The following is a 24,281-nucleotide window of genomic DNA, read 5'->3' on the forward strand; positions in this document are numbered from 1 at the left end:
CATCCCATCAGGGCGCGCATTGCGCCCTGATGTCTTTAGGGCTTATCGGCCCGCGCCACCTTGCCCACCAGGAATTTGTGCACAAAACGCGGCACCACTTCGCTGGCCAGACCGTAGTGTTTCTCGTCGAACTGGCTTTCCACCTGACTCGGCTCCAGGTTCAGCTCCATCGCGTAGGCGCCGCCCAGCCGCGCCTCATGCACGAACCCGGCCGCCGGATAGACGTGGCCGGAGGTGCCGATGGCGACGAAGAAATCGGCTTTGCTCAGCGCCTGGTAGATGTCGTCCATGCCCAGCGGCATCTCGCCGAACCATACCACATGCGGCCGCAGCGGCGCCGGGAACTGGCAGCAGTGGCAGCGCTCGTCGACGCTGAGATCGCCGGGCCACTCGAACACCTGCCCCGACTGGGTGCAGCGCACCTTCAGCAATTCGCCGTGCATGTGCAGCACCCGCTTGCTGCCGGCGCGCTCATGCAGATTATCGATGTTTTGCGTGACCAGCAGGAAGTTGTCCCCCAGCCACTCTTCCAGATCCGCCAGCGCGCGGTGCGCGGCGTTCGGGGCAATGTCCTCCGCCTGCAGCTGGCGGCGGCGTTCGTTGTAAAATGCCTGCACCAGCGCCGGATCGCGCTGAAAACCTTCCGGCGTGGCGACGTCCTCCACCCGGTGCTCTTCCCACAGCCCATCCGCGGCGCGGAAGGTGCGAATACCCGACTCGGCCGAAATGCCGGCCCCGGTCAACACCACCACAAACGGCTTTTTCAGCTCGGCCGCCGCCATGGTGTCACGGTGAAAAATGCGTGAACGAAAGCGCTGATGCAGCACATGCTTACTCTTGCGAAACTGACACAGCCGATGGCGAGTGTGCATTAACTCTCTCCTTACTTTTCCCTGTTTACCAAATTGAGGAACGCTGCGCCGCGCACGCCGCCGGCGTCGCCATAGCGCGCCTTCTCGATGCGCGGCAGCCGGGCCACCCGCAGCAGGTGCGCCGGCAGCCGCTGCGGCAACGCCTGGTAAATGGCGTCGAAGTTCGACAGCCCGCCGCCGATCACCACCAGGTGCGGATCCAGCACCGTCAGCAGATTACCCAGGCAGATCGCCAGCACGTCCATAAAGCGATCGACATGCGCCACGGCCTGCGGCTCACCCGCCTGATAATGCGCAATGATCTCGGTGGCAGGCAAGCGCCGGCCATAAAAATGGGCGTACATCCATTCGAAACCGCGGCCCGATATGTAATTTTCAATGCAACCCTGATGGCCGCACCCGCAGGCGACGCGAGGCACATCACGCCCCAGCACCTCGAGCGCGTCCACCGGCAGGCGCAAATGGCCGAACTCGCCGGCGATGTAGTTGCGCCCGGGCACCGTCTTGCCCTCGACGATCAGGCCGCCGCCTACGCCGGTGCCGAGGATGATGCCCAGCACCGTCGGGTAGCGGCGGAACTCGTCGTCCCAGGCCTCCGACAGCGCAAAGCAGTTGGCGTCGTTATCGACCCGCACCTCGCGCCCGATCAGTGCCGCCAGATCGCGCGGCAGCGGCCGCCCCATCGCCGCCGGCACATTGGCGGTAAACAGCGTGCCATCATCGTCGTTGGGCAGGCCCGGAATGCCGATACCGACGCTGCCGCGCCGGCCACAAAACGCATCCGCCTCAAGGGTCAGCTCGCACAGCGTAGCCAGCAGTTGCCGATAATCGTCGCGCGGCGTCGGCACCCGCTTTTGCCAAATGCGCTGCAGGCTGTCGTCGAACACCCCCAGCTCAATCTTGGTGCCGCCCATATCGAAACCGTAGTACATAACCCATCCCCAGGCTAAAAAAAACGGGGCGGCATCGCTGCCTCCCCGTGGGTTTTATTGTCCGCTCAGCACCCGCGCCGGATCGATGCGGCTGGCGCGCCTCGCCGGATACCAACTGGCCAACAGACTCAGCACGATAGCGGTCGCCAGCACGATCAGCACGTCCAGCCAGTGCAGCTCGGAAGGCAGGAAGTCGATGAAGTAGATATCGCCCGACAGGAAGGAGTGGCCGACCAGTTTCTCGATGCCCCGGATGATGTTGGTCAGCTGCAGCGAGGCGATCACCCCGATCACCACGCCGCTCAGGCTGCCCAGCAGCCCGGCCAGCAGCCCATACCAGATGAAAATGGCGCGGATAAAGCCGTCTTTGGCGCCCAGGGTGCGCAGCACCGCGATGTCGGCGCTTTTGTCTTTCACCGCCATCACCAGCGTGGAGACGATGTTGAAGCAGGCCACGCCGATCACCAGCACCATCGCCAGGTACATGATGGCGCGGATCATCTGGATGTCGCGGTACATGTAGCCGTACTTGCCGATCCAGCTCTTGATGTAGATGTAAGCGTTGGTCACTTCGCCGGCGTCGCGCACCAGCTTGTTGGCGGCGAACACGTCGTTCATCTTGAGAGCGATGCCCGTGACGCTGTCACCCATGTCGAGATACTGCTGCGCATCGGCCAGCGGCACCAGCGCCAGGCTGTGATCGAGCTGGCCGCTGAGCTGCAAAATGCCGGTCACGTGCAGGCGAATACGCTTCGGCTGCAGCAGCTTCATCTCAGGGTCGCTGTTGGGGATCATCACCGTGACATAGGCGCCCTGCTTGACGCCCAGCGCGTCGGCCACGCCCTTGCCGAGGATCACCTGCTGCTCGCCGGGCTTGAAGTTGGCCCAGGCGTCGCCCTGCACATACTGCGGCAACGCGCTCAGTCGGCTCTCCTGCTGCGGATCCACGCCTTTGACTTCCACCGCGCGCAGCTGCGCGCCGTTTTCCATCAGGCCGGTAAAGTTGATGTACGGCGCGGCGGCCACAATGCCCGGCACCTTTTCCACCCGCTGCAGAATCGACGGCCAGCCGCTGAACGGCTGATTGACCGGCTCGAGCTCGCCGTGCGGCACCACCGCCAGAATGCGGTTCTTCAGCTCGCGCTCAAAGCCGTTCATCGCGCTCAGACCGACGATCAGCACCGCTACCCCCAGCGCGATGCCAATGGTGGAGATGACCGAGATCAGCGACACCATGCCGCCGCGTTTACGGCCGCGGCTGAAACGCAGGGCCGTCAGGAAGGACAGTGAGGCTCCCGCCATTACTCGGCCCCCATCAGGGTCAGCTGCGCCTGCAAGTGGCCGTCGGCCATTTCCAACTGGCGGCTCAGGCGCTTGGCCAGCTGCAGATCGTGCGTTACCACCAGGAAAGCGGTGCCCTGACGCACGTTCAGCTCGCCGAGCAGATCGAAGATGCTGTCCGCTGTGCGCTTGTCGAGGTTGCCGGTCGGTTCGTCCGCCAGCACCAGCGCCGGGTTATTGACCAGCGCGCGCGCGATCGCCACGCGCTGACGCTCGCCGCCGGAAAGCTCGGACGGGCGGTGTTTGCTGCGCTTTTCCAGCCCGACCGCCGCCAGCATCTCCCGCGCTTTCTCCTGCGCCTGCGCCGGTTTGGCGCCGCCGATCAAGAGCGGCATGGCGGCGTTTTCCAGCGCGGTGAAGTCCGGCAACAGATGGTGGAACTGATAGATGAAGCCCAGCTGGCGGTTGCGCAGCTCGGCCTTGGCCGCCGAAGACATGGCGTTCAGCGATTCGCCCTTGAAGATCACTTCGCCGGAGGTCGGCGAGTCCAGCCCGCCCAGCAGGTGCAACAGGGTGCTCTTGCCGGAACCCGAGCTGCCGACGATCGCCATCATCTCGCCCTGCTGCATGGCAAAGCTGACGTTGCGCAGCACGTCGGTGTGCAGGTTGCCTTCCTGATAGGTCTTGCACAGGTTGTCACACTGCAGCAAAAGATGGTTACTCATAACGTAAAGCCTCAGCGGGTTGTACGGCGGCAGCGCGCCATGAAGGATAGAGCGTGGACAACAGGGAAACCGCCATCGCCACCACGGCGATAATCGTCACCTGTAGCGGATCGACCGCCACCGGCAGCGAAGCGCCGTCGATCAATGCGCCGAGGATCGGCATCAGGTTGTTCAGGTTGGTAGCCAGCAGCACGCCGAGCAGCGTGCCGAGCAGCGAACCGATGATGCCGGCGCTGGCGCCCTGCACCATAAATACCGACATGATCTGGCGGCGGGTCAGCCCTTGAGTCTGCAGAATGGCGACCTCGCCCTGCTTCTCCATCACCAGCAGGCCGAGCGAGGTAATGATGTTAAACGCCGCCACCGCCACGATCAGGCTGAGCAACAGCCCCATCATGTTCTTCTCCATGCGCACCGCCTGGAACAGCTCGCCCTTGCGATCGCGCCAGTCTTTCCAGACGGTGCCCGCCGGAAGCGCCTGCTGGCTGAGGGTATCGACCGTCAGCGGCTGTTGCAGGAACAGACGCCAGCCGGTGATGTTGCCGGCCGGATAGCGCATCAGGCGCGAAGCATCCTGTTGGTTGACCAGCAGCTGATAGCCGTCCACCTCGCTGTTGGCGTGGAAGGTGCCAATGAGGGTGAACAAACGTTGGCTGGGAATGCGGCCCATCGGCGTGAACTGGCTGGCGCTCGGCACCATCACGCGCAGCGAATCGCCGCGCTTGACGCCGAGTTGCCCCGCCAGCTGTTCGCCGATGATGATGTTGTATTGGCCCGGCTGCAGCTGTTGCTGCTTGACGTTGACCAGATACGGGGTCAGCGGGTCGGCCTCGTCGGGATTCACGCCGAGCATCACCCCGACCGCCACGCTGCGAGCGCTTTGCAGCACCACGTCACCGGTGGTCAGCGGCGCAACGCGCGTGACGCCCTGCAGCTTCTGCACCTCGGAGGCCGGCAGCTGCTGCGGGTTGATCGATCCTTGCGGGCTGGTGACCAACGCCTGCGGCATCAGGCCGAGAATGTTGTTCTCCAGATCCTTTTCGAATCCGTTCATCACCGACAGCACGGTGACCAACGCCATCACCCCCAGCGTAATGCCGATGGTGGAAAGCCAGGACACAAACCGCCCGAAGCGGTCTGAGGCTCGCCCGCGCATATAGCGCAGGCCAATGAATAACGCGACAGGTTGATACATGAAATCCGTTTGATAGCCGTGGCTTAAGCAAAGTGATCATGGATAATAAAGGCTCTCCCTCGTTTAGGGAACACCCGACGGCCTTTTATTGCGTGGCGGCGAAGAGGGAGACGGCGGCAGCTTCGCGCGTTATTTATCTTCAGCCGCAAAAAACAGACGGCATTAACCGGTTAAATAACCGGCAGAAAATTGATGGGCAGCGCTTTTTGCTGTGTCAGTTTGCCGGCCGCTGGGCTACTATAAACAACATAAAGGCGCTGGGTTATCCGTGCCGGGACGCCATCCAACACATTGATTAAAGATACCTGAATGAGCACTTCCGATAGCCGTAACCGTTCCTCATCCCCCCGTTATTCTCTGCCCGATCGCGCGGGCGATCTGCGCCAGCTGGGGCAACTGACCGGCGCGGCCTGCGCCGTGGAGTGCGCCGAGATCGTCGAACGTCACCCTGGCCCGGTGATGCTGATCGCGCCGGACATGCAAAACGCCCTGCGGCTGCGCGACGAGATTCAACAGTTCACCGATCAGATGGTGACCACCCTGTCCGACTGGGAAACCCTGCCGTACGACAGCTTCTCGCCGCACCAGGAAATCATCTCCGACCGTTTGTCGAGCCTGTATCACCTGCCGACCATGGCGCGCGGCGTGATCATTCTGCCGGTCAATACCCTGATGCAACGCGTCTGCCCGCACGAGTTCCTGCACGGCCATGCGCTGGTGATGAAAAAAGGCCAGCGCCTGTCGCGCGACAAGCTGCGCGCGCAGCTGGAACAGGCCGGCTACCGCAGCGTCGATCAGGTAATGGAGCACGGCGAATTCGCCACCCGCGGCGCACTGCTCGACCTGTATCCAATGGGCAGCGATGAGCCTTACCGCATCGACTTCTTCGATGACGAGATAGACAGCCTGCGCATCTTCGACGTCGACACCCAGCGCACACTGAGCGAAGTCGAGGCCATCAATCTGTTGCCGGCCCACGAGTTCCCTACCGACAAAAACGCCATCGAGCTGTTCCGCAGCCAGTGGCGCGAGCAGTTTGAGGTGCGTCGCGACGCCGAGCACATCTATCAGCAGGTCAGCAAAAGCGCATGGCCCGCCGGCATCGAATACTGGCAGCCGCTGTTCTTCAGCCAGCCGCTGCCGTCGCTGTTCAGCTACCTGCCGGCCAATACGCTGATCGTCAACACCGGCGATCTGGAGGGCGCCGCCGAGCGCTTCTGGCAGGACGTCAACCAGCGTTTCGAAAGCCGCCGCGTCGATCCGATGCGCCCGCTGTTGGCGCCGGATACGCTGTGGCTGCGCGTTGACGCGCTGTTCGGCGAGCTGAAAGCCTGGCCGCGCATCGCGCTGAAAACCGATGAGCTGCCGGCCAAAGCGGGCAATACCAATCTGGATTACCATGCCCTGCCCGATCTGGCGGTGCAGGCGCAGCATAAATCCCCGCTGGATAATCTGCGCCGCTTTATTGAAAGTTTTGACGGCAGCGTGATCTTCTCCGTCGAGAGCGAGGGGCGGCGTGAAACGCTGCAGGATCTGCTCGGCCGCATCAAGCTGGCGCCTGCCTTGATCCAACGACTCGATCAGGCGGAAACCGCGGGCCGTTACATGATGGTCGGCGCCGCCGAACACGGCTTCCTCGACGGCCTGCGCCGGCGGGCGCTGATCTGCGAAAGCGATCTGCTCGGCGAGCGCGTCAGCCGCCGCCGGCAGGATAACCGACGCACCATCAATACCGATACCCTGATCCGCAACCTGGCGGAGCTGCATCCCGGCCAGCCGGTGGTGCATCTGGAGCACGGCGTCGGCCGCTACGTCGGTCTGACCACGCTGGAAGCTGGCGGCATCAAGGCCGAATACCTGATCCTCTCCTACGCCGGTGAGGACAAGCTGTACGTGCCGGTTTCTTCGCTGCATCTGATCAGCCGTTATGCCGGCGGCGCGGACGAAAACGCACCGCTGCACAAACTGGGCGGCGACGCCTGGACCCGCGCGCGGCAGAAAGCCGCCGAGCGGGTGCGCGACGTGGCGGCCGAGCTGCTGGATATTTACGCCCAGCGCGCCGCCAAGGCCGGTTTCGCCTTCAAACACAACCGCGAGCAGTACCAGCTGTTCTGCCAGAGCTTCCCGTTCGAAACCACGCCGGATCAGGAACAGGCGATCAACGCGGTGCTGAGCGACATGTGCCAGCCGCTGGCGATGGATCGCCTGGTGTGCGGCGACGTCGGCTTCGGCAAAACCGAAGTGGCGATGCGCGCCGCCTTCCTGGCGGTGGAAAACGGCAAGCAGGTGGCGGTGCTGGTGCCAACGACGCTGCTGGCGCAGCAGCACTTCGACAACTTCCGCGATCGCTTCGCCACCTGGCCGATCCGCATCGAGATGATGTCGCGCTTCCGCAGCGCCAAAGAGCAGCAACAGGTGCTGGACGACGCGGCCGAAGGCAAAGTGGACATCATCATCGGCACCCACAAACTGCTGCAGAGCGATCTGCGCTGGAAGGATTTGGGGCTGCTGATCGTCGATGAAGAGCACCGCTTTGGCGTGCGCCACAAGGAGCGCATCAAGGCGATGCGCGCCGACGTCGATATCCTGACGCTGACCGCCACGCCGATCCCGCGGACGCTGAACATGGCGATGAGCGGCATGCGCGATCTGTCGATCATTGCCACCCCACCGGCGCGCCGCTTGGCGGTGAAGACCTTCGTGCGCGAATACGACAGCCTGGTGGTGCGCGAGGCGATCCTGCGCGAAGTGCTGCGCGGCGGACAGGTTTACTACCTTTACAACGACGTGGAAAACATTGAGAAAGCGGCGCAGCGTCTGGCAGAGCTGGTGCCGGAAGCGCGCATCGCCATCGGCCACGGCCAGATGCGCGAACGCGATCTGGAACGGGTGATGAACGATTTCCACCACCAGCGCTTCAACGTACTGGTGTGCACCACCATCATTGAAACCGGCATCGATATTCCCAGCGCCAACACCATCATCATCGAGCGGGCCGATCGCTTCGGCCTGGCGCAGCTGCATCAATTGCGCGGCCGCGTCGGACGTTCGCACCACCAGGCTTACGCCTATCTGCTGACGCCAAACCCGAAAGCCATGGGCACCGACGCCCATAAACGGCTCGAGGCCATCGCCTCGCTGGAAGACCTCGGCGCCGGTTTTGCGCTGGCGACCCACGATCTGGAGATCCGCGGCGCCGGTGAGCTGCTGGGCGAAGACCAGAGCGGCCAGATGACCACCGTCGGCTTCTCGCTCTACATGGAGCTGCTGGAAAGCGCCGTCGACGCGTTGAAAAACGGCCGCGAACCGTCGCTGGAAGATCTTACCAACAGCCAGACCGAGGTGGAGCTGCGCATGCCGGCGCTGCTGCCGGAAGATTTCATTCCCGACGTCAATACCCGCCTGTCGCTGTATAAGCGCATCGCCAGCGCGAAGAACGACGGTGAGTTGGATGAGCTGAAGGTCGAGCTGATCGACCGCTTCGGTCAACTGCCGGACGCGGCGCGTAACCTGTTGCAGTGCGCAGCGCTGCGGCTTCATGCGCAGAAGCTGGGGATCAAACGCATCGAGAGCAACGAGCGCGGCGGCTTTATCGAGTTCGGCGACAATAACCGCGTCGACCCGGGTTATCTGATCGGCCTGTTGCAGGGCAATCCGCAGGTTTACCGCCTGGATGGCCCGAGCAAGCTGAAGTTCACGCTCGATCTGGCCGATCGCCAGAAACGCCTGACGTTCACCGAAGAGCTGCTGAACGCCTTCCGCGAACACACGCTGGCGGCCTGAGCCAACGCCCCCGCCGTGGCGGCGGGGGCGGCTTACTCGCGCGGGAATCCGGCGCCGAGCGGCGCCAGCTGCATCACGCGGCTGGTCACCACCCGGTTTTTGCCGCTGCGCTTCGCCTCATACAAGGCCTCGTCGGTCATGGCGATCGCCTTGTCCAGCATCATGCCAGGCAGATACAGCGACACGCCGATGGACATTGTGATGTGCGCTTCGTCGTGCGCATTCAGCAAGAACGTCGAGCTTTCCACCGCGCTGCGAATGCGCTCGGCCACCCCGCCGATCACCTGCGGATCGTAGCTGGCGGTGATCACCATAAACTCTTCGCCGCCGTAGCGCCCGACGAAGTCCTCATTGCGCACGCTGTTTTGCAACAGCCGCCCCACGCTCGCCAGCAGCACGTCGCCGGCCGGGTGACCGTAAGTGTCGTTGATGTTTTTGAAGTTATCCAAATCGAGGATCATCAGCCCGCACGGGCGACGTTCGGCGCGCTGCAGCATCAGGTGATAATCGACGCTGGCGCGGTTGTTGATGTGGGTCACGCTGTCGGTCGTGGCGCGCGCGCGCATCGCGAAATAGGCGTAGATGTGGCGCTCTTTGAAATTCAGCGCATGATAGCAAATCGCCAGACAGAGCGCCGAAGCCGCCTGGTACAGCAACACATCCGGCCACAGCCCCCTTAGGTCCACCAACAGCCACACCACAACGATGCGATACAGCGCGATGACGCCGATCGTCAGGTAAAACACCCGATGGGATTTCTTCAGCCACACGCGCGACAGCAGCAACGGCACCAGGATTGAGGCGATAAACAGGTTATCGACGGTGAAGCCGCCGGTCAGCGCCATGGCGAACAGAAAGCTTACCAGCCCGCTGACGCCGCCGCCGAAGAACGTCACCAAAATCATCGGGATCATCGCAAAGCTGTAGTGAACCTTATCGGTCAACTCCAGCCGGTCCTGGCTTAAATACAGTACCGCTACCCCGGCCAGCAGGCCGAATACAACGCGCTTCCACCGTGCGGACTGGTAAGAAAAAGGGGCATTCTTGCTGAGCAGGAAATAGCTTATCGACAGCGTCGCGTAGGTGATGCAGGCGTCGCTGTAAAGGGTGGAAATGGACGCAATGTAAGTCATAAATAGTCAGCGCGCTCCTCGGGGTCGCCAGGGGGTAATATGCAGACGTTGAATAACGCATCCCTGTCGTCTCCGCTCGGCGGCGGCTATTTTACACGGTCTATTAATAGAGTAGCAGTTCTATCTTATCGCCAAGCCGTCTATCTCACGATGCACGCTTCAGGCTACTCTGTGCCCTGTGCTATCGGGGGAGAACCGCATGAATATCGACGATGAACTGCAGGCGCTCAGCGAACAGGAAGCGACGCTGGCCTTTACCCATTTTGACGCCGCCACCGCCTGGGAGCTGGGCGCGGCGCTGAAAACCGCCGCCGAACGGCGCGGCCTGAGCATCGCCATCGAGATCCAACTGGCCGGGCAAACGCTGTTTTATTACGCCATGCCGGGCGCCACGCCGGATATCGCTGACTGGGTGCGGCGCAAGCGCAATCTGGTGAACCATTTTCACAAAAGTTCTTACGCCATCGGCCTGCGCCTGCAGCAGCGGCAAACGTCGCTGGAGGAGCGTTACGGGCTGAGCGTGCGCGACTATTCGGTGCACGGCGGCGCCTTCCCGCTCACCCTGACCGGCCTCGGCTGCGTCGGCAGCATCAGCATTTCCGGCGCGCCGCAGAAAGAAGATCATCAGCTGCTGGTGAGCACTTTAGCCCACTTTCTCGGCTTATCCTTGCCCGAACTCCACTAGCTATTAAAACTTTGATTATTCCTTTCCTTTTCAGCCGCAGAATCTGCGGCTGACTTACTCATCAGCGGCATTTAGCGCCGGATAAAACGGCGACTCTCTGATTTCCTGCGCCAAATTGATACAGGTCTGGTAATCCGCTGAGCAAAAGGCGTATGGTATCTGTCACGTGACAAGACGGACCTCATCGGGCCCGCCATTCCTTTCACTTTTGAAGATTTGGTACGCACCGTAGATGAAAACCCATGAAATAAACAAAATCCGCCCCTTCAGCGCGCTGATAGACGCCTGCTGGCGGGAACCTTATAGCCTGGCGCGGTTGCTGAAAGACGCCATCGCCGGGGTGACGGTCGGCATTATCGCCATTCCGCTGGCGATGGCGCTGGCGATCGCTAGCGGCGTGCCGCCGCAGTATGGCCTGTATACCGCCGCCATCGCCGGCATCGTCATCGCCGTCAGCGGCGGTTCGCGCTACAGCGTCTCCGGCCCCACCGCCGCCTTCGTGGTGATCCTCTATCCGGTCTCGCAGCAGTTCGGCCTGGCCGGCCTGCTGGTCGCCACGCTGATCTCTGGGGTATTTCTGCTGCTGATGGGGCTGGCGCGCTTTGGCCGGCTGATCGAGTACATTCCGCTGCCGGTGACGCTCGGCTTTACCTCCGGTATCGCCATCACCATCGCCACCATGCAGATTAAGGACTTTTTCGGTCTGCAGCTGGCGCACACGCCGGAAAATTACGTCGGCAAACTGTACGCCCTGCTGCAGGCGCTGCCAACGCTGGATTTCGGCGATACCCTGATCGGCGTGGTGACGCTCTTGATCCTGATCTTCTGGCCCAAGCTCGGCCTGCGCGTGCCCGGCCACCTGCCGGCGCTGCTGGCGGGCACCGCGCTGATGGGGCTGCTGACGCTGTTTGACCACCCGGTGGCGACCATCGGCTCCCGTTTCAGCTACCTGCTGGCCGACGGCAGCAGCGGCCAGGGCATCCCGCCTATCTTGCCGCAGCTGCTGCTGCCCTGGGATCTGCCGGGCGGCGGCGGGCAACCGTTCAGCCTCAGCTGGCAAACCGTCTCCGCCCTGCTGCCGGCGGCGTTTTCGATGGCGATGCTCGGGGCGATTGAATCGCTTCTGTGCGCGGTGGTGCTCGACGGCATGACCGGCAAGAAGCATAACTCGAACAGCGAACTGATCGGCCAGGGCGCGGGCAACATCATCGCGCCGTTCTTCGGCGGCATCACCGCGACCGCCGCGATTGCCCGTTCGGCCGCCAACGTGCGCGCCGGCGCCACCTCGCCGGTATCCGCCATCATCCACGCGCTGCTGGTGCTGCTGGCGCTGCTGGTCCTGGCGCCGTGGCTCTCTTATCTGCCGCTGGCGGCGATGGCGGCGCTGCTGTTGATGGTCGCCTGGAACATGAGTGAGGCCCACAAGGTGGTTTACCTGCTGCGCCGGGCGCCGAAGGACGATATTTTGGTGCTGCTGCTGTGCATGTCGCTGACGGTGCTGTTCGACATGGTGATCGCCATTACCGTAGGCATCGTGCTGGCGTCGCTGCTGTTTATGCGCCGTATCGCCCGCATGACGCGGCTGAGCGAACTGAGCGCCGACAATGACCGCCTGGTGCTGCGAGTGAACGGCCCGCTGTTCTTCGCCGCCGCCGAGCGCATCTTTACCGAACTGCTGGCGCGCAGCGAGGGCTATCGGACGATCGTGCTACAATGGGATGCGGTGCCGGTGCTAGACGCCGGCGGCCTGAGCGCCCTGCGTCGCTTTATCGACGCGCTGCCGGCGGATAAAAAGCTGGTGATCACCGACGTGCCGTTCCAGCCGCTGAAAACCCTGGCGCGCGCGCGGGTGCAGCCGATCGAGGGCCGGCTGCAGTTCTACCCGACGCTGCCGGAAGCGCTGGCAGACACCGGCGCCTAAACGTAAAAAAGCCCGACGAGTCGGGCTTTTTTTTGGCGATGAACGCTTAGTTGCTGGTATCCAGCTCCGGGAAGCTCTTCACCAGGTCGTCGATAGCTTTCATCTGCGCCAGGAACGGCTCCAGCTTGTCCAACGGCAGCGCGGACGGGCCGTCGCACTTGGCGTTGTTCGGATCCGGGTGCGCTTCGAGGAACAGCCCTGCCAGGCCAACCGCCATGCCGGCGCGCGCCAGCTCGGCCACCTGAGCGCGACGGCCGCCGGACGCGGCGCCGAACGGATCGCGGGTCTGCAGCGCGTGGGTCACGTCGAAGATCACCGGATGGCCGCCGGTCACGTTCTTCATCACGTTGATGCCCAGCATGTCGACCACCAGGTTGTCATAACCAAAGTTGCTGCCGCGATCGCACAGGATCACCTGGTCGTTGCCGCCTTCTTTGAATTTGTCGACGATGTTGCCCATCTGCCCCGGGCTGACGAACTGTGGCTTCTTGACGTTGATTACCGCGCCGGTTTTCGCCATCGCTTCCACCAGATCGGTCTGACGCGCCAGGAAGGCCGGCAGTTGGATCACGTCAACCACTTCGGAAACCGGCTGCGCCTGCGCCGCTTCGTGAACGTCGGTGATGATTTTCACGCCGAAGGTTTTCTTCAACTCTTCGAAGATCTTCATCCCTTCTTCCAGGCCCGGACCGCGGTACGAGTGGATGGAAGAACGGTTGGCTTTGTCGAAAGAAGCTTTGAAAACGTAAGGAATGCCCAGTTTTTGCGTCACGGTGACGTAGTGCTCGCAGATGCTCATCGCCAGATCGCGCGATTCCAGCACGTTCATACCGCCAAACAGCACAAACGGCAGGTCGTTTGCTACGTCGATGTCGCCAATGCTAACCACTTTCTGTTTCATGCTTTCGCCTTTGTTAAGGTTGTAACCGTCGCCTTGCAAACTGCACGGAGTCATTGAATTAATGCAGCGTCACCTGTTTCGGCTCAATCGAATGGATCTGCACTTTGATCACTTCGCTGACCGGGTCTTCAGGACACTGCTCGACAAAATAGTTGAGATCGGAAATCGCGATATGGTTGCACTCCAACTGGGCGTAAATCAGCCCGCGATCGCGGATCTCGTACGGATCTTCCGGATCGAAGCACAGCACCGTTTCGCTGGTGCGCAGCGCCATTTCCAGCTGCTTTTCTTCCATCAGGGCGGCCTTCAGCGTATCCAGCATCTTGCGCACCACCATGATGTTCTCGGATTCGTCGAGATCGTCGTCTTCCAGCTCGGCACCCAGCCCCAGGTTGCCCTTGATCCACACTTCCAGCTGGTGCTCGCTCAGGGTTTCGCCGTTCAGCGGGTTGATCAGCCACAGCTCTTCATCCAGCCAATCGGCGCGCAGGATCAGCTGAGTGGGGAAAATCACCGGCAACAGCGGCAAATCCAACGCGTTGGCGATATGCAGGAAGATGGTGCCGAGCGAAACCGGCGTGCCCTGCCGCCCCTCCAGCACCTTATCCAGCCAGATGGCGTCCGACAGGCGATAGACGCCGCTGGCGCCGCCGAATCCCCAGGTTTTGTAGAACAGTTCGATGAGCGCATCCAGTTGCTGCTCCTGTGTGATGTCGGCCGGCACCGCCGCGCGCGCTTCGTCCACCAGCTGTTGCAGCTTGCGCTCCACGTCGGCGGCGGGGAAATCACGCCTTACCGACTGCGACACCAGGATCACCCCTTCGCTCAGCGGCGAGGTGTTAAATTCAAAATCAGCAATGCTACTCATAGGTATCCCATCAGAAACGGTATTTTCGTCGTGGCAAGTTTAATTATCAGATACAGACAGCCCAACGCCAGCACGAACGCCACGGTTCGCAGCCGCTGACTTTTGGTCTTCTTGCCCAATGCGACGTAGCCAAGCAGGATATAGATAATAACGCCAAACAGCTTCTCGGTCAGCCATGAGTCCATACCCAGCAGCGGATAAAACCCGAACGTCACCACCAGCGCAATGCCGCTGACGAACAGCAGCGTGTCGTTCAGGTGCGGCGCTATCTTGACCCAGCGGCGCCCCACGATCGGCGAGCGGCGCCACTGCCAGTAAAAACGCAGCACAAACAAGGTAATACTGATGGCGACCGTCAGCAAATGGAAATGTTTCAACGCGGTGTATGCAGTCATGATGCTCCCTTAGATGGCCCGGACGTCGTTATTATGAGGGGCGCTTATCCCGGCCATTGGCCGAGCGTCACACGATCGTTGTCGCCGTAATCACGGTGGGTGGCGACAGCGGAAAATCCGGCGGCCTGCAGCAGCGCGCGCACGCTCTCACCCTGCTGCCAGCCATGTTCCAACAGCAGCCAGCCCTGTGGCTGCAGATAGTGCGGCGCCTGGCGCACGATGGCGGCCAGATCGGCCAGCCCGTGCTCGGCGGCCACCAGCGCGCTGCCCGGCTCGAAGCGCACGTCGCCCTGCGACAAATGCGGATCGGCGGCGTCGATATAGGGCGGATTGCTGGCGATCAGCGCAAAGCGTTGCCCGGCCACGGGCGCAAACCAGCTGCCCTGTAAAAATCGAACGTTGTCGATCTTCAGCTTGCTCGCATTGTGCTGCGCCAGCGCGACCGCGTCCGGCTGCACATCGACGCCGATTGCCGAACAATCCGGGCGCTCGCTGGCCAGCGCCAGCGCGATGGCGCCGGTGCCGGTGCCGAGATCGAGGAAGTGGCAGGGTTGCGGCGGCAGGCGCGCCAGCGCCAGTTCCACCAGGCATTCGGTATCCGGGCGTGGGATCAGCGTCGCGGGCGAGACCGACAGCGGCAGCGACCAAAACTCGCGCTCGCCCACCAGATAGGCCACCGGCTCACCGCGTTCGCGGCGCGCCAGCAGCGTCTCCAGCTGCTGTTGCTGCGGCGGCGTCAGCAGGGTTTCCCCGAACGCCATCAGGAAGGTTCTGGCCTTGCCGGTCACGAAACCCAACAGGATTTCCGCGTCGCGCCGGGCGCTGTCGCTGTGGGTCAAACGCGCGGCGGCGGCTTTCAGCCAGTGTTGATAATCCATCACTCTTGCTCGGCGGACAGCGCAGCCAGCTGATCGGCCTGATACTCCTGCACGATCGGCTGGATCAGCATGTCCAGTTTGCCTTCCATCACTTCATCCAGGCGGTAAAGCGTCAGGTTGATGCGGTGGTCGGTCACCCGCCCCTGCGGGAAGTTGTAGGTGCGGTTGCGATCGGAACGATCGCCGCTGCCCAGCAGGTTGCGGCGAGTGGACGCCTCGGCCTGCTGGCGCTTGGCCATCTCGGCGGCGCGAATGCGCGCGCCCAGCACCGACATCGCCTTGGCTTTGTTTTTGTGCTGTGAACGTTCGTCTTGGCACTCCACCACGATGCCGGTCGGCAGGTGGGTAATGCGGATCGCCGAGTCGGTGGTGTTAACGTGCTGGCCGCCGGCGCCGGAGGAGCGGAAGGTGTCGATTTTCAGATCGCCCGGGTTGATGTCCGGCAACTCGGCTTCCGGCACTTCCGGCATCACCGCCACGGTGCAGGCGGAGGTGTGGATTCGCCCCTGGGATTCGGTTTCCGGCACGCGCTGCACGCGGTGGCCGCCGGATTCAAACTTCAGCTGGCCGTACACGCCGTCGCCGGAAACTTTAGCGATCACTTCTTTGAAGCCGCCGTGCTCGCCTTCGTTGGCGCTCATCACCTCGACGCGCCAGCGGCGGCCTTCGGCGTAACGGCTGTACATGCGGAACAGATCGCCGGCGAAGATCGCCGCCTCATCGCCGCCGGTGCCGGCGCGCACTTCGAGGAAGCAGCTGCGCTCATCATCCGGATCTTTCGGCAGCAGCAAGACCTGCAGCTGCTGTTCCAGCTCTTCGCTGCTCGCCCGCGCCTGTTTCAGCTCTTCCTGCGCCATCTCGCGCATCTCCGGATCGTCCAGCATCATTTCCGCCGTCTCCAGATCCTCCTGCACCTGACGCCATTCCAGGAAGCAGCGGCTGACGTCGGTCAGCTGCGCGTATTCTCGCGACAGCGCGCGGAACCGGTCTTGGTCGGCGATGACGCCGGCATCGCCGAGCAGCGCCTGCACTTCTTCATGGCGCTCTTGTAACGCTTCCAGTTTGGCAACAATAGAAGGCTTCATGCGTGGTAATAAACCCTGTTAATAGAGAAAACTAATGCTGATCCAGCCCGAGGCTGTCGCGTAATAACTGCAACCGCTCCACGTCGCCGTCGCCGGCGGCCTGCTGGAGGGATTTGGTGGGGGCATGAATAAGACGGTTGGTCAGTTTATGGGCCAGCTCGTGAATAACCTGCTCCACGTTGGCGCCCTGCGCGATGGCGGCCAGCGCTTTGGCCTCCATTTCTGCGCGGATCTGGTCGGCCTGCGAACGGTAGTCGCGGATGGTTTCCACCGCGCCCTGCGAGCGCAGCCAGGCCATGAAGTTGGTGCTTTCCTGCTGCACGATCGACTCCGCCTGCACCGCCGCCGCTTTGCGCTGCGCCAGGTTGCTTTGAATGATGGCGTGCAGATCGTCCACGCTGTACAGATAGGCGTTGGCCAGTTTGCCGACCTCCGGCTCGATATCGCGCGGTACGGCGATATCCACCAGCAGCATCGGCTGGTTGCGGCGCGCCTTCAGCGCGCGCTCCACCATCCCCTTGCCGATGATCGGCAGCGGGCTGGCGGTGGAACTGATGATGATGTCGGCGTCCGCCAGGCGTTCGTCGATCTCCGGCAGGGTGATCACCTCAGCGCCGACCTCGTCCGCCAGCAGCTGCGCGCGCTCGCGGGTGCGGTTGGCGATGATCATGTGCCGCACTTTGTGTTCGCGCAGGTGGCGCGCCACCAGCTCGATGGTTTCACCGGCGCCCACCAGCAATACGTTGAGATCGGCCAGCGATTCGAAGATCTGCCGCGCCAGCGTACAGGCGGCGAAAGCCACGGAGACCGCGCTGGCGCCGATTTCGGTTTCGGTGCGCACGCGCTTGGCGACGGAGAAGGATTTCTGGAACAGCCGCTCCAGCTCGCCGGACAGCGACTGGCCGCGTTGCGACTCGGCGAAGGCCTTTTTCACCTGGCCGAGGATCTGCGGTTCGCCCAGCACCAGAGAGTCCAACCCGCTGGCCACCCGCATCAGATGGCTGACCGCGTCGTTGCCCTGATGCCAGTACAGGCTTTTCTTCACCTCTTCCGGGCGCAGGTTGTGGTACGCGCACAGCCAGGCGACCAGCTGCTCGTGCATGTGTTCCTGCTGCTCTACGCTGAGGTACAGCTCGGTGCGGTTGCAGGTGGACAACACGACGCCGCCCTGCACCAACGGTTGTTGGAGCAAGCTGGTTAGCGCCTCATCGATGGACTCTGGCGAGAAGGTCACCCTTTCACGCAGAGAAACCGGAGCGGTTTTGTGATTTATACCTAACGCCAGCAGGGTCATTGCTTCGAGTAATACTTATCTTGGTACGGGTTCTCGTTGAACGGCATTCTACTTGATGCGCGGGATCAATAAAAGTAACAACCGCATCTTCCGTTCAATCGCTGTCATAGATGACATCAATTAATGAATAAGCAATAAATACAGCAGGATAAATAGTCATAGGGTAGGTTGATTGCTTAAATTTTAGCGCAGTTTGCGATAACGCGCACGCTATTCGGCGTACGCAGCGGCGGCGTTTGCGCAACTCCGGCACCCCTTATCGGGCGCGCCTCCCCCGCCTTCAGCCGATTGTGTTAATCTTAATGGCGACCCCGACGCGCGCGCCGGGTTGGCATTGCGCCGGTAAAAGCGGCAAGATTCAACGCGATGCAGCAAAAAATTGACGCGTCGCCGCCGCCCCGTTAGCGTGAGCGCTGAATCCGGGTTTCGTCGCGCATGCCCGCAAGGACAAAAGGACAAGAGAAAGTTATGCCAATACGCAAAGTTAGTTTGCTCCGTCTGATCCCGCTGGCCAGCCTGGTGCTGGCCGCCTGTACCACCACCAAGCCGACCGGCCCGGCCACCAGCCCAACCTCACCGCAGTGGCGCGCCCATGAGCAGGCGGTGCAACAGCTCAGCACCTATCAGACCCGCGGCTCCTTCGCCTACTTGTCTGATCAGAAAAAAGTCTACGCCCGCTTCTTCTGGCAGCAGTTCTCGCCGGAGCGCTACCGCCTGCTGCTGACCAACCCGCTGGGCAGCACGGAAATGGATCTCAACGTGCAGAAAAACGTGGTGCAGCTGACCGACAACCAGGGCAAACGCTATGTCAGCGACAACCCGGAAGAGATGATCCGCAAGCTGACCGGCATGGCGATCCCGCTGAACAACCTGCGCCAGTGGATGCTCGGCCTGCCGGGCGAAGCCAGCGATTTTGCGCTGGATGACCAATATCGTCTGAGCAAACTGACCTACCAGCAAGGCGGCCAGACCTGGAAAGTGGATTACCAGGGCTACAGCAACGAGGTGCAGCCGACGCTGCCGAACCGCCTGGAGCTGCTGCAGGGCGACCAGCGCATCAAGCTGAAGATGGATAACTGGACGCTCAAATGATCCGCCAGTGGCCCTCCCCCGCGAAACTCAACCTGTTTCTGTACATCACCGGCCGTCGTGAAGACGGCTATCACCTGCTGCAGACGCTGTTCCAGTTTTTGGACTACGGCGACACCCTGACCATCGACCCACGCCAGGACGACCGCATTCACCTGCTGACGCCGGTTGAGGGCGTGCCGGACGAGCAGAACCTGATCGTGCGCGCCGCCCGCCTGCTGCAACGCTATTGCGATGAACGCAGCCTGCAAACCGCGCCGCGCGGCGCCGATATCAGCATCGACAAACGCCTGCCGATGGGCGGCGGTTTGGGCGGCGGCTCCTCCAACGCCGCCACCGTGCTGGTGGCGCTGAACGAATTGTGGCGCTGCGGTCTTGGCGACGACCAACTGGCAGAGCTGGGGCTCAGCCTCGGCGCCGACGTGCCGGTGTTCGTGCGCGGCCACGCCGCCTTCGCCGAAGGCATCGGCGAGCGCCTGCAGCCGGCCGAGCCGCAGGAAAAATGGTATCTGGTGGCGCATCCCGGCGTCGGCATCCCGACGCCGGTTATCTTCGGCGACGCCGAATTGAAAAGAGATACCCCGGTTCGCTCCTTAAGTGAGCTGTTGCAGGCGCCGTACGCAAATGATTGCGAACCGATCGCAAGAAAACGTTTTCGCGAGGTTGAACAGCTTCTTTCATGGCTGTTAGAATACGCCCCGTCACGCCTGACTGGCACAGGTGCTTGTGTGTTTGCTGAATTCGACACAGAAATCGCCGCCCGTCAGGTGTTAAATCAAGCCCCGGAGTGGTTGTGTGGTTTTGTAGCGCGCGGCGTTAACGTCTCCCCACTACATCGCATCCGTTCCGGGCGGTTTGAGTCGTAGCTCAACGTTTCGCTGCGCAGGGTCATGCACACCTGGCCCTGTTATCCCTGCGCTGCCTGCGGTCTCAATTTTAGTTTTACATACCCGTATGTATATTGCGCCGGCGTCGCCGACTGCCCCTTGGCGATGTCGCATGACAATATCTTCTCTGGACGCAAGCCTGAGGTTCTTCTCGTGCCTGATATGAAGCTTTTTGCTGGTAACGCCACCCCGGAACTAGCACAACGTATTGCCAACCGTTTGTACACCAGCCTTGGTGACGCCGCTGTAGGTCGTTTTAGCGACGGCGAAGTGAGCGTGCAAATCAACGAAAATGTACGCGGCGGTGATATTTTCATCATCCAGTCCACCTGTGCTCCGACCAACGACAACCTGATGGAACTGGTTGTGATGGTCGACGCCCTGCGTCGCGCCTCCGCAGGTCGTATTACCGCCGTTATCCCTTACTTCGGCTATGCCCGCCAGGATCGCCGCGTGCGTTCCGCGCGTGTGCCAATCACCGCCAAGGTTGTCGCCGATTTCCTCTCCAGCGTAGGGGTTGACCGCGTTCTGACGGTGGATCTGCATGCTGAGCAGATTCAAGGCTTCTTCGACGTACCGGTAGACAACGTGTTCGGCAGCCCGATCCTGCTGGAAGACATGCTGCAGCAAAATCTGGAAAACCCGATCGTGGTTTCTCCGGATATCGGCGGCGTGGTGCGTGCCCGCGCTATCGCCAAACTGCTGAACGACACCGATATGGCCATCATCGACAAACGTCGCCCGCGCGCGAACGTTTCTCAGGTGATGCACATCATCGGTGACGTGGCAGGCCGCGATTGCGTGCTGGTCGACGACATGATCGACACCGGCGGCACCTTGTGTAAAGCGGCTGAAGCGTTGAAAGAACGCGGTGCCAAGCGCGTATTCGCTTACGCGACGCACCCGATCTTCTCCGGCAACGCCGTGGACAACATCAAGAACTCGGTGATTGATGAAGTGATCGTCTGCGACACCATTCCGCTGTCGCCGGAAATCAAGGCACTGAAAAACGTTCGCACTCTGACCCTGTCCGGCATGCTGGCTGAAGCCATCCGCCGCATCAGCAACGAAGAGTCGATCTCTGCGATGTTCGAGCATTGATTCGTCGTCTTTCCGGTGCGGCGCCCACTGCGCCGGAAAGATAGCGAGCCCGACAGCAGAAAAAGAAAAACCCGTTGGTGCGCAAGCAACAACGGGTTTTCTACTTGTAGTCCGACATGACCTCAAACCTTAATGCACGGCAGATATTCCCTTGCCCTGCTCTTGCTTCCCTTCTGCTTTTTTAATCAATGCGACGAACGATGTTGATCGTTGCGGCACCGTTTATCAAAGTGTTTTACCCACCAATAGCGATCCGCTACCTGCTCGCGGCCGCCGATACGCGCGCCCACCAGCCACAACAGCGCGCCGACGAAGATGCTCATGATGGCGCCGTGGGCGAAAAATTGCGGTAAATTGAACTGTGATACTTCAGCAAGAATGGAGTATCCGACGCCGCCGATCATCACGACCAGGCCCAGTCCCATAAAAAAGTTGCCCATTCTGTCCGCGTTTCTACGTTTCATATGCCACCTCCATGATTGCCATGTGCCAACCGGGATAACGCTGCAACTTGTTAACCCACTTTGATAAGTTAAGTATAGCCCTTGCTGCGGCAAGGGGATTGCGGAGGCGATCACAAATGGTAAAGAATTATTGACACTTCTTAACACACGGCTGAAAATTAGCGGACAAATTGAATTATTCAGCTAATGAATAATTCGTCTTTGTTACCTGCGACGACGGCGGAGATCGGATTTTGTCATTCGCCGCCCCGACAGGTAGACTAACTCCCTTTCCATTACCCTGATCATAGCGAATCACTCAGTGAGCAGTATTAAATTGATAGTCGGCCTGGCTAACCCGGGCGCGGAATACGCCCAGACGCGCCACAACGCCGGTGCCTGGTACGTCGATCTGCTGGCCCAGCGCCACAATCAGCAGCTGAAAGAAGAGAGCAAGTTCTTCGGTTATACCGCCCGTTTGAACCTGGCGGGCAACGACGTGCGCCTGCTGGTGCCGACCACCTTCATGAACCTGAGCGGCAAAGCGGTGCTGGCGATGGCCAACTTCTACCGCATCGAACCAAGCGAGATCCTGGTGGCGCACGACGAGCTGGATCTGCCGCCCGGCGTAGCCAAAATCAAGCTCGGCGGTGGCAACGGCGGCCACAACGGCCTGAAAGACATCCAAAACAAGTTCGGCAACAACCCGAACTTCTATCGCCTGCGCATCGGCATCGGCCATCCGGGCGACAAGAACAAGGTGGTAGGCTTCGTGCTCGGCAAGCCGCCGGCCGGCGAGCAGAAGATGATCGACGAAGCGATCGACGAATCGCTGCGCTGCACCGAGATGCTGATGAAGGACGGGCTGGAAAAAACCGTTCAGCGCCTGCACAGCTTCAAGGCGCAAGCCTGAACCTTGCCGCAGCGGGCGCCCTGCCCGCTGCCGGCTTTTAGCCACGCGGGTGGAAGGTCTCCTCGCCCACGCGGCGGTCATCGGCGGCGAATCCCTCTTCCGCCACGTAATACTGCGGATCGTCCAGCTCATGGCTGCAAAACGGCCCGGCGCGCTTGAGCAGGCGCACGCAGTCACCGCTCAGGTGGCGCAGCCGAATGCTTTTTCCCGCCGCCAGGTAACGCGCCGTCAGCTTATCGATAGCCTCTACGCCGCTGGAATCCATCACTCGCGTGCCGGCAAAATCCAGCACCACGTTCTGCGGATCGCTTTGCGGCTCGAACAGCTCGGCGAAAGCCGCGGCAGAGCCGAAGAACAGCGGGCCATCGAGCCGATACACCGCCACGTCGCCCGTCACCTGCCGCTGGCGCACGCGGATGCGCGCCTGCTGCCAGGCGAACACCAGCGCCGAGATAATCACCCCGCTGATTACCGCCACCGCCAGATCGGTAAAGATGGTGATCAACGTGACGGCGACCATCACCAGCGCGTCTGCCTTCGGCATACGGCGCAAACGGCGCAGCGAGCTCCATTCGAAGGTGTTGTAACACACCACCAGCATCACCCCGGCCAACGCCGCCACTGGTAGCAGGCCGATATAGCGCGACAGGCTGACCACGAACAAAATCAGCAGGATGGCACCCACTGTGCCGGAGAGGCGCCCGCGCCCGCCCGAGGTGAAGTTGATGATCGACTGGCCGATCATCGCGCAGCCGGCGAAGCAGCCGAACAGGCCGCATACCGCGTTACCGGTGCCCTGCGCGATGCTTTCACGGTTACCGTTCCCCTTCTTGCCGCCCATTTCATCCAGCACCGTCATGGTCAGCAGCGATTCGATCAAACCGACCAAGGCAATCACCACCGCATAGGGCAGCACCACCCGCACCATCTCCAGGGTAAACGGCGCCGTCGGCAGGCTGAAGTGCGGCAGCGCGCCGGAAATGTCCGCCAGATCGCCCACCCGCAGCGTATGCAGATTGAGGCCGATCGCCAACGCCGAAACCACCAGCAGCGCCGCCAGCGAAGACGGAATGGCTTTGGTCAGGCGCGGGAACAGCACCACCACCGCAATCGCCAGCGCCACCAGGCCGTACATCAGCGGGCCCTGCCCGGCGATCATCTTCAACTGCGCCAGCATGATGACGATCGCCAGGCCGTTGACGAAGCCGTGGATCGCCGGCAGCGGCACCAGACGAATGAACTTGCCCAGCCGGAAGGCGCCGATCAGGATTTGGATCCCCCCGGCAAACAGCGTGGCCCACAGCACGTAACCCATACCGTACTGCGCCGCCAGGCTCATCAGCACCACCACAATGGAGCCGGCGGCGCCGGAAACCATGCCCGGCTTGCCGCCGAACAGCGCCGTGACCAGGCCGATAATAAACGCGGTATGCAAACCGACGATCGGCGAAAGACCGGCGACCAGCGAAAAGCCGACCGCCTCGGGGATCATCGAAACCGCTACCACAAAGCCCGCCAGGACTTCATTTTTAACGTCCGCGATCCTGACGTTACTCAGGTTAAACATGCATTATTCACTTATGACAGATGACATCATCTTCCCCGCGTAGCGGGTATGGGGTACCGCAAGGCGCGGCAGACTGCAGGCGGGCACAGCTCAGGGTGGCGTAGGCAAGAAATACATCCGGCGCGTTTCCTGTCGGTTAATCGGAATGGCCAGTATGGGTAAATGTGATCCAAATCTCAATCAAAAACCGGCCGCGGGCGCTGGGATCGCCCCGGCCAATCAAGTCTGATCGAGATAAACGCCCATTACGTGTATAATGGCGGCATTATTTTGCCCTTTATGCAGTCGATTAAATCTAACCGGCTGATAGTTAAGATATTTAAGGTGATTACA

General features: G+C 61.5%; 22 protein-coding genes. 8 read left to right on the plus strand and 14 right to left on the minus strand.

Annotation, left to right across the window (positions count from 1 at the left end):
• Window positions 1–35: 35 nt before the first annotated feature.
• The 5 genes from cobB to lolC are packed head-to-tail and all read right to left on the minus strand — an operon-like array spanning window position 36 to window position 5,005.
• Window positions 36–872: a Sir2 family NAD+-dependent deacetylase gene (cobB, locus tag ACJ8PE_RS15095; RefSeq protein WP_033642767.1), complete on the minus strand. Its 837-nt coding sequence runs from the start codon at window positions 870–872 to the stop codon at window positions 36–38.
• A gap of 11 nt (window positions 873–883) precedes the next feature.
• Window positions 884–1,804, minus strand: a complete 921-nt coding sequence (nagK, locus tag ACJ8PE_RS15100) for an N-acetylglucosamine kinase (protein ID WP_197759969.1) — start codon at window positions 1,802–1,804, stop codon at window positions 884–886.
• A gap of 54 nt (window positions 1,805–1,858) precedes the next feature.
• Window positions 1,859–3,106 carry a lipoprotein-releasing ABC transporter permease subunit LolE gene (lolE, locus tag ACJ8PE_RS15105; protein WP_033642765.1) on the minus strand — a complete coding sequence of 416 codons (1,248 nt, stop codon included), beginning with the start codon at window positions 3,104–3,106 and terminating at the stop codon, window positions 1,859–1,861.
• Window positions 3,106–3,810 (minus strand): lipoprotein-releasing ABC transporter ATP-binding protein LolD, encoded by a 705-nt coding sequence (gene lolD, locus ACJ8PE_RS15110; RefSeq protein WP_004941120.1) that lies wholly within the window; start codon window positions 3,808–3,810, stop codon window positions 3,106–3,108. Before lolD ends, lolE begins: the two co-directional genes overlap by 1 nt.
• Window positions 3,803–5,005: a lipoprotein-releasing ABC transporter permease subunit LolC gene (gene lolC, locus ACJ8PE_RS15115; RefSeq protein ID WP_049300656.1), complete on the minus strand. Its 1,203-nt coding sequence runs from the start codon at window positions 5,003–5,005 to the stop codon at window positions 3,803–3,805. Before lolC ends, lolD begins: the two co-directional genes overlap by 8 nt.
• Window positions 5,006–5,043: 38 nt before the next feature.
• Here lolC and ACJ8PE_RS15120 point away from each other — a divergent pair, with 38 nt between their 5' ends.
• Window positions 5,044–5,304, plus strand: coding sequence for a hypothetical protein (locus ACJ8PE_RS15120; RefSeq protein ID WP_197792838.1), 261 nt, complete (start codon window positions 5,044–5,046; stop codon window positions 5,302–5,304).
• A gap of 10 nt (window positions 5,305–5,314) precedes the next feature.
• Complete coding sequence (gene mfd / locus ACJ8PE_RS15125) at window positions 5,315–8,788, plus strand: transcription-repair coupling factor (RefSeq protein ID WP_094143686.1); 3,474 nt, start codon at window positions 5,315–5,317, stop codon at window positions 8,786–8,788.
• A gap of 32 nt (window positions 8,789–8,820) precedes the next feature.
• On the opposite strand, the gene ACJ8PE_RS15130 is transcribed toward mfd, so the two are convergent.
• Window positions 8,821–9,921, minus strand: a complete 1,101-nt coding sequence (locus tag ACJ8PE_RS15130; protein ID WP_197792837.1) for a GGDEF domain-containing protein — start codon at window positions 9,919–9,921, stop codon at window positions 8,821–8,823.
• Window positions 9,922–10,120: 199 nt separating this feature from the next.
• Between ACJ8PE_RS15130 and ACJ8PE_RS15135 the strand changes: the two genes are divergently transcribed.
• Together ACJ8PE_RS15135 and dauA are read left to right on the plus strand one after the other, a co-directional pair.
• Window positions 10,121–10,606, plus strand: a complete 486-nt coding sequence (locus tag ACJ8PE_RS15135; RefSeq protein ID WP_197759965.1) for a heme-degrading domain-containing protein — start codon at window positions 10,121–10,123, stop codon at window positions 10,604–10,606.
• 232 nt (window positions 10,607–10,838) lie between these two features.
• On the plus strand, window positions 10,839–12,527 hold the full coding sequence (gene dauA, locus ACJ8PE_RS15140) for a C4-dicarboxylic acid transporter DauA (RefSeq protein WP_404768949.1): 1,689 nt from the start codon (window positions 10,839–10,841) through the stop codon (window positions 12,525–12,527).
• A 46-nt stretch (window positions 12,528–12,573) separates the two neighbouring features.
• On the opposite strand, the gene kdsA is transcribed toward dauA, so the two are convergent.
• From kdsA to hemA, 6 genes are read right to left on the minus strand one after another with little or no spacing between them, the layout of a single operon-like run.
• A complete protein-coding gene (kdsA, locus tag ACJ8PE_RS15145; RefSeq protein ID WP_004941087.1) occupies window positions 12,574–13,428 on the minus strand; it encodes a 3-deoxy-8-phosphooctulonate synthase in 855 nt (284 codons plus the stop codon).
• Between the two features lie 58 nt (window positions 13,429–13,486).
• Window positions 13,487–14,296: an invasion regulator SirB1 gene (gene sirB1 / locus ACJ8PE_RS15150; protein ID WP_033642759.1), complete on the minus strand. Its 810-nt coding sequence runs from the start codon at window positions 14,294–14,296 to the stop codon at window positions 13,487–13,489.
• Window positions 14,293–14,691 (minus strand): SirB2 family protein, encoded by a 399-nt coding sequence (locus ACJ8PE_RS15155; RefSeq protein ID WP_033642758.1) that lies wholly within the window; start codon window positions 14,689–14,691, stop codon window positions 14,293–14,295. The genes sirB1 and ACJ8PE_RS15155 overlap by 4 nt, the downstream gene beginning before the upstream one ends.
• A gap of 44 nt (window positions 14,692–14,735) precedes the next feature.
• Entirely contained in the window at window positions 14,736–15,569 is an 834-nt protein-coding gene (gene prmC / locus ACJ8PE_RS15160; RefSeq protein WP_197792834.1) for a peptide chain release factor N(5)-glutamine methyltransferase, read from the minus strand.
• Window positions 15,569–16,654, minus strand: a complete 1,086-nt coding sequence (gene prfA / locus ACJ8PE_RS15165) for a peptide chain release factor 1 (protein ID WP_033652048.1) — start codon at window positions 16,652–16,654, stop codon at window positions 15,569–15,571. Before prfA ends, prmC begins: the two co-directional genes overlap by 1 nt.
• Before the next feature lie 31 nt (window positions 16,655–16,685).
• Window positions 16,686–17,948 (minus strand): glutamyl-tRNA reductase, encoded by a 1,263-nt coding sequence (hemA, locus tag ACJ8PE_RS15170; protein WP_019454778.1) that lies wholly within the window; start codon window positions 17,946–17,948, stop codon window positions 16,686–16,688.
• A 468-nt stretch (window positions 17,949–18,416) separates the two neighbouring features.
• Here hemA and lolB point away from each other — a divergent pair, with 468 nt between their 5' ends.
• The 3 genes from lolB (at window position 18,417) to prs (ending at window position 21,025) form a co-directional block, all read left to right on the plus strand.
• Complete coding sequence (lolB, locus tag ACJ8PE_RS15175; RefSeq protein ID WP_197759963.1) at window positions 18,417–19,040, plus strand: lipoprotein insertase outer membrane protein LolB; 624 nt, start codon at window positions 18,417–18,419, stop codon at window positions 19,038–19,040.
• The gene (ispE, locus tag ACJ8PE_RS15180; protein WP_099782339.1) at window positions 19,037–19,903 is read left to right on the plus strand and encodes a 4-(cytidine 5'-diphospho)-2-C-methyl-D-erythritol kinase; all 867 of its coding nucleotides are present in this window, start codon (window positions 19,037–19,039) and stop codon (window positions 19,901–19,903) included. The genes lolB and ispE overlap by 4 nt, the downstream gene beginning before the upstream one ends.
• Before the next feature lie 174 nt (window positions 19,904–20,077).
• Window positions 20,078–21,025: a ribose-phosphate diphosphokinase gene (prs, locus tag ACJ8PE_RS15185; RefSeq protein ID WP_004941061.1), complete on the plus strand. Its 948-nt coding sequence runs from the start codon at window positions 20,078–20,080 to the stop codon at window positions 21,023–21,025.
• 185 nt (window positions 21,026–21,210) lie between these two features.
• Here prs and ychH read toward each other — a convergent pair whose 3' ends face one another.
• The gene (gene ychH / locus ACJ8PE_RS15190; RefSeq protein WP_033642754.1) at window positions 21,211–21,489 is read right to left on the minus strand and encodes a stress-induced protein YchH; all 279 of its coding nucleotides are present in this window, start codon (window positions 21,487–21,489) and stop codon (window positions 21,211–21,213) included.
• Between the two features lie 301 nt (window positions 21,490–21,790).
• Here ychH and pth point away from each other — a divergent pair, with 301 nt between their 5' ends.
• On the plus strand, window positions 21,791–22,381 hold the full coding sequence (gene pth / locus ACJ8PE_RS15195) for an aminoacyl-tRNA hydrolase (protein ID WP_033652046.1): 591 nt from the start codon (window positions 21,791–21,793) through the stop codon (window positions 22,379–22,381).
• 37 nt (window positions 22,382–22,418) lie between these two features.
• On the opposite strand, the gene ACJ8PE_RS15200 is transcribed toward pth, so the two are convergent.
• A complete protein-coding gene (locus ACJ8PE_RS15200) occupies window positions 22,419–23,948 on the minus strand; it encodes a SulP family inorganic anion transporter (protein WP_116286409.1) in 1,530 nt (509 codons plus the stop codon).
• Between the last annotated feature and the right edge of the window lie 333 nt (window positions 23,949–24,281).

It is taken from the genome of Serratia sp. CY74737 (assembly GCF_052166775.1).
Taxonomy (GTDB): Bacteria; Pseudomonadota; Gammaproteobacteria; order Enterobacterales; family Enterobacteriaceae; genus Serratia; species Serratia ureilytica.

Excerpts from the sequence above, each read along its gene's own strand:
- mfd (WP_094143686.1), top strand. The coding sequence starts at position 5,315 with ATGAGCACTTCCGATAGCCGTAACCGTTCCTCATCCCCCCGTTATTCT.
- ispE (WP_099782339.1), top strand. The coding sequence starts at position 19,037 with ATGATCCGCCAGTGGCCCTCCCCCGCGAAACTCAACCTGTTTCTGTAC.
- ACJ8PE_RS15200 (WP_116286409.1), bottom strand. The coding sequence starts at position 23,948 with ATGTTTAACCTGAGTAACGTCAGGATCGCGGACGTTAAAAATGAAGTC.
- prmC (WP_197792834.1), bottom strand. The coding sequence starts at position 15,569 with ATGGATTATCAACACTGGCTGAAAGCCGCCGCCGCGCGTTTGACCCAC.
- hemA (WP_019454778.1), bottom strand. The coding sequence starts at position 17,948 with ATGACCCTGCTGGCGTTAGGTATAAATCACAAAACCGCTCCGGTTTCT.
- nagK (WP_197759969.1), bottom strand. The coding sequence starts at position 1,804 with ATGTACTACGGTTTCGATATGGGCGGCACCAAGATTGAGCTGGGGGTG.
- ACJ8PE_RS15135 (WP_197759965.1), top strand. The coding sequence starts at position 10,121 with ATGAATATCGACGATGAACTGCAGGCGCTCAGCGAACAGGAAGCGACG.
- lolE (WP_033642765.1), bottom strand. The coding sequence starts at position 3,106 with ATGGCGGGAGCCTCACTGTCCTTCCTGACGGCCCTGCGTTTCAGCCGC.
- ychH (WP_033642754.1), bottom strand. The coding sequence starts at position 21,489 with ATGAAACGTAGAAACGCGGACAGAATGGGCAACTTTTTTATGGGACTG.
- lolD (WP_004941120.1), bottom strand. The coding sequence starts at position 3,810 with ATGAGTAACCATCTTTTGCTGCAGTGTGACAACCTGTGCAAGACCTAT.
- ACJ8PE_RS15120 (WP_197792838.1), top strand. The coding sequence starts at position 5,044 with ATGGATAATAAAGGCTCTCCCTCGTTTAGGGAACACCCGACGGCCTTT.
- prfA (WP_033652048.1), bottom strand. The coding sequence starts at position 16,654 with ATGAAGCCTTCTATTGTTGCCAAACTGGAAGCGTTACAAGAGCGCCAT.
- ACJ8PE_RS15130 (WP_197792837.1), bottom strand. The coding sequence starts at position 9,921 with ATGACTTACATTGCGTCCATTTCCACCCTTTACAGCGACGCCTGCATC.
- ACJ8PE_RS15155 (WP_033642758.1), bottom strand. The coding sequence starts at position 14,691 with ATGACTGCATACACCGCGTTGAAACATTTCCATTTGCTGACGGTCGCC.
- sirB1 (WP_033642759.1), bottom strand. The coding sequence starts at position 14,296 with ATGAGTAGCATTGCTGATTTTGAATTTAACACCTCGCCGCTGAGCGAA.
- cobB (WP_033642767.1), bottom strand. The coding sequence starts at position 872 with ATGCACACTCGCCATCGGCTGTGTCAGTTTCGCAAGAGTAAGCATGTG.
- kdsA (WP_004941087.1), bottom strand. The coding sequence starts at position 13,428 with ATGAAACAGAAAGTGGTTAGCATTGGCGACATCGACGTAGCAAACGAC.
- lolC (WP_049300656.1), bottom strand. The coding sequence starts at position 5,005 with ATGTATCAACCTGTCGCGTTATTCATTGGCCTGCGCTATATGCGCGGG.
- dauA (WP_404768949.1), top strand. The coding sequence starts at position 10,839 with ATGAAAACCCATGAAATAAACAAAATCCGCCCCTTCAGCGCGCTGATA.
- lolB (WP_197759963.1), top strand. The coding sequence starts at position 18,417 with ATGCCAATACGCAAAGTTAGTTTGCTCCGTCTGATCCCGCTGGCCAGC.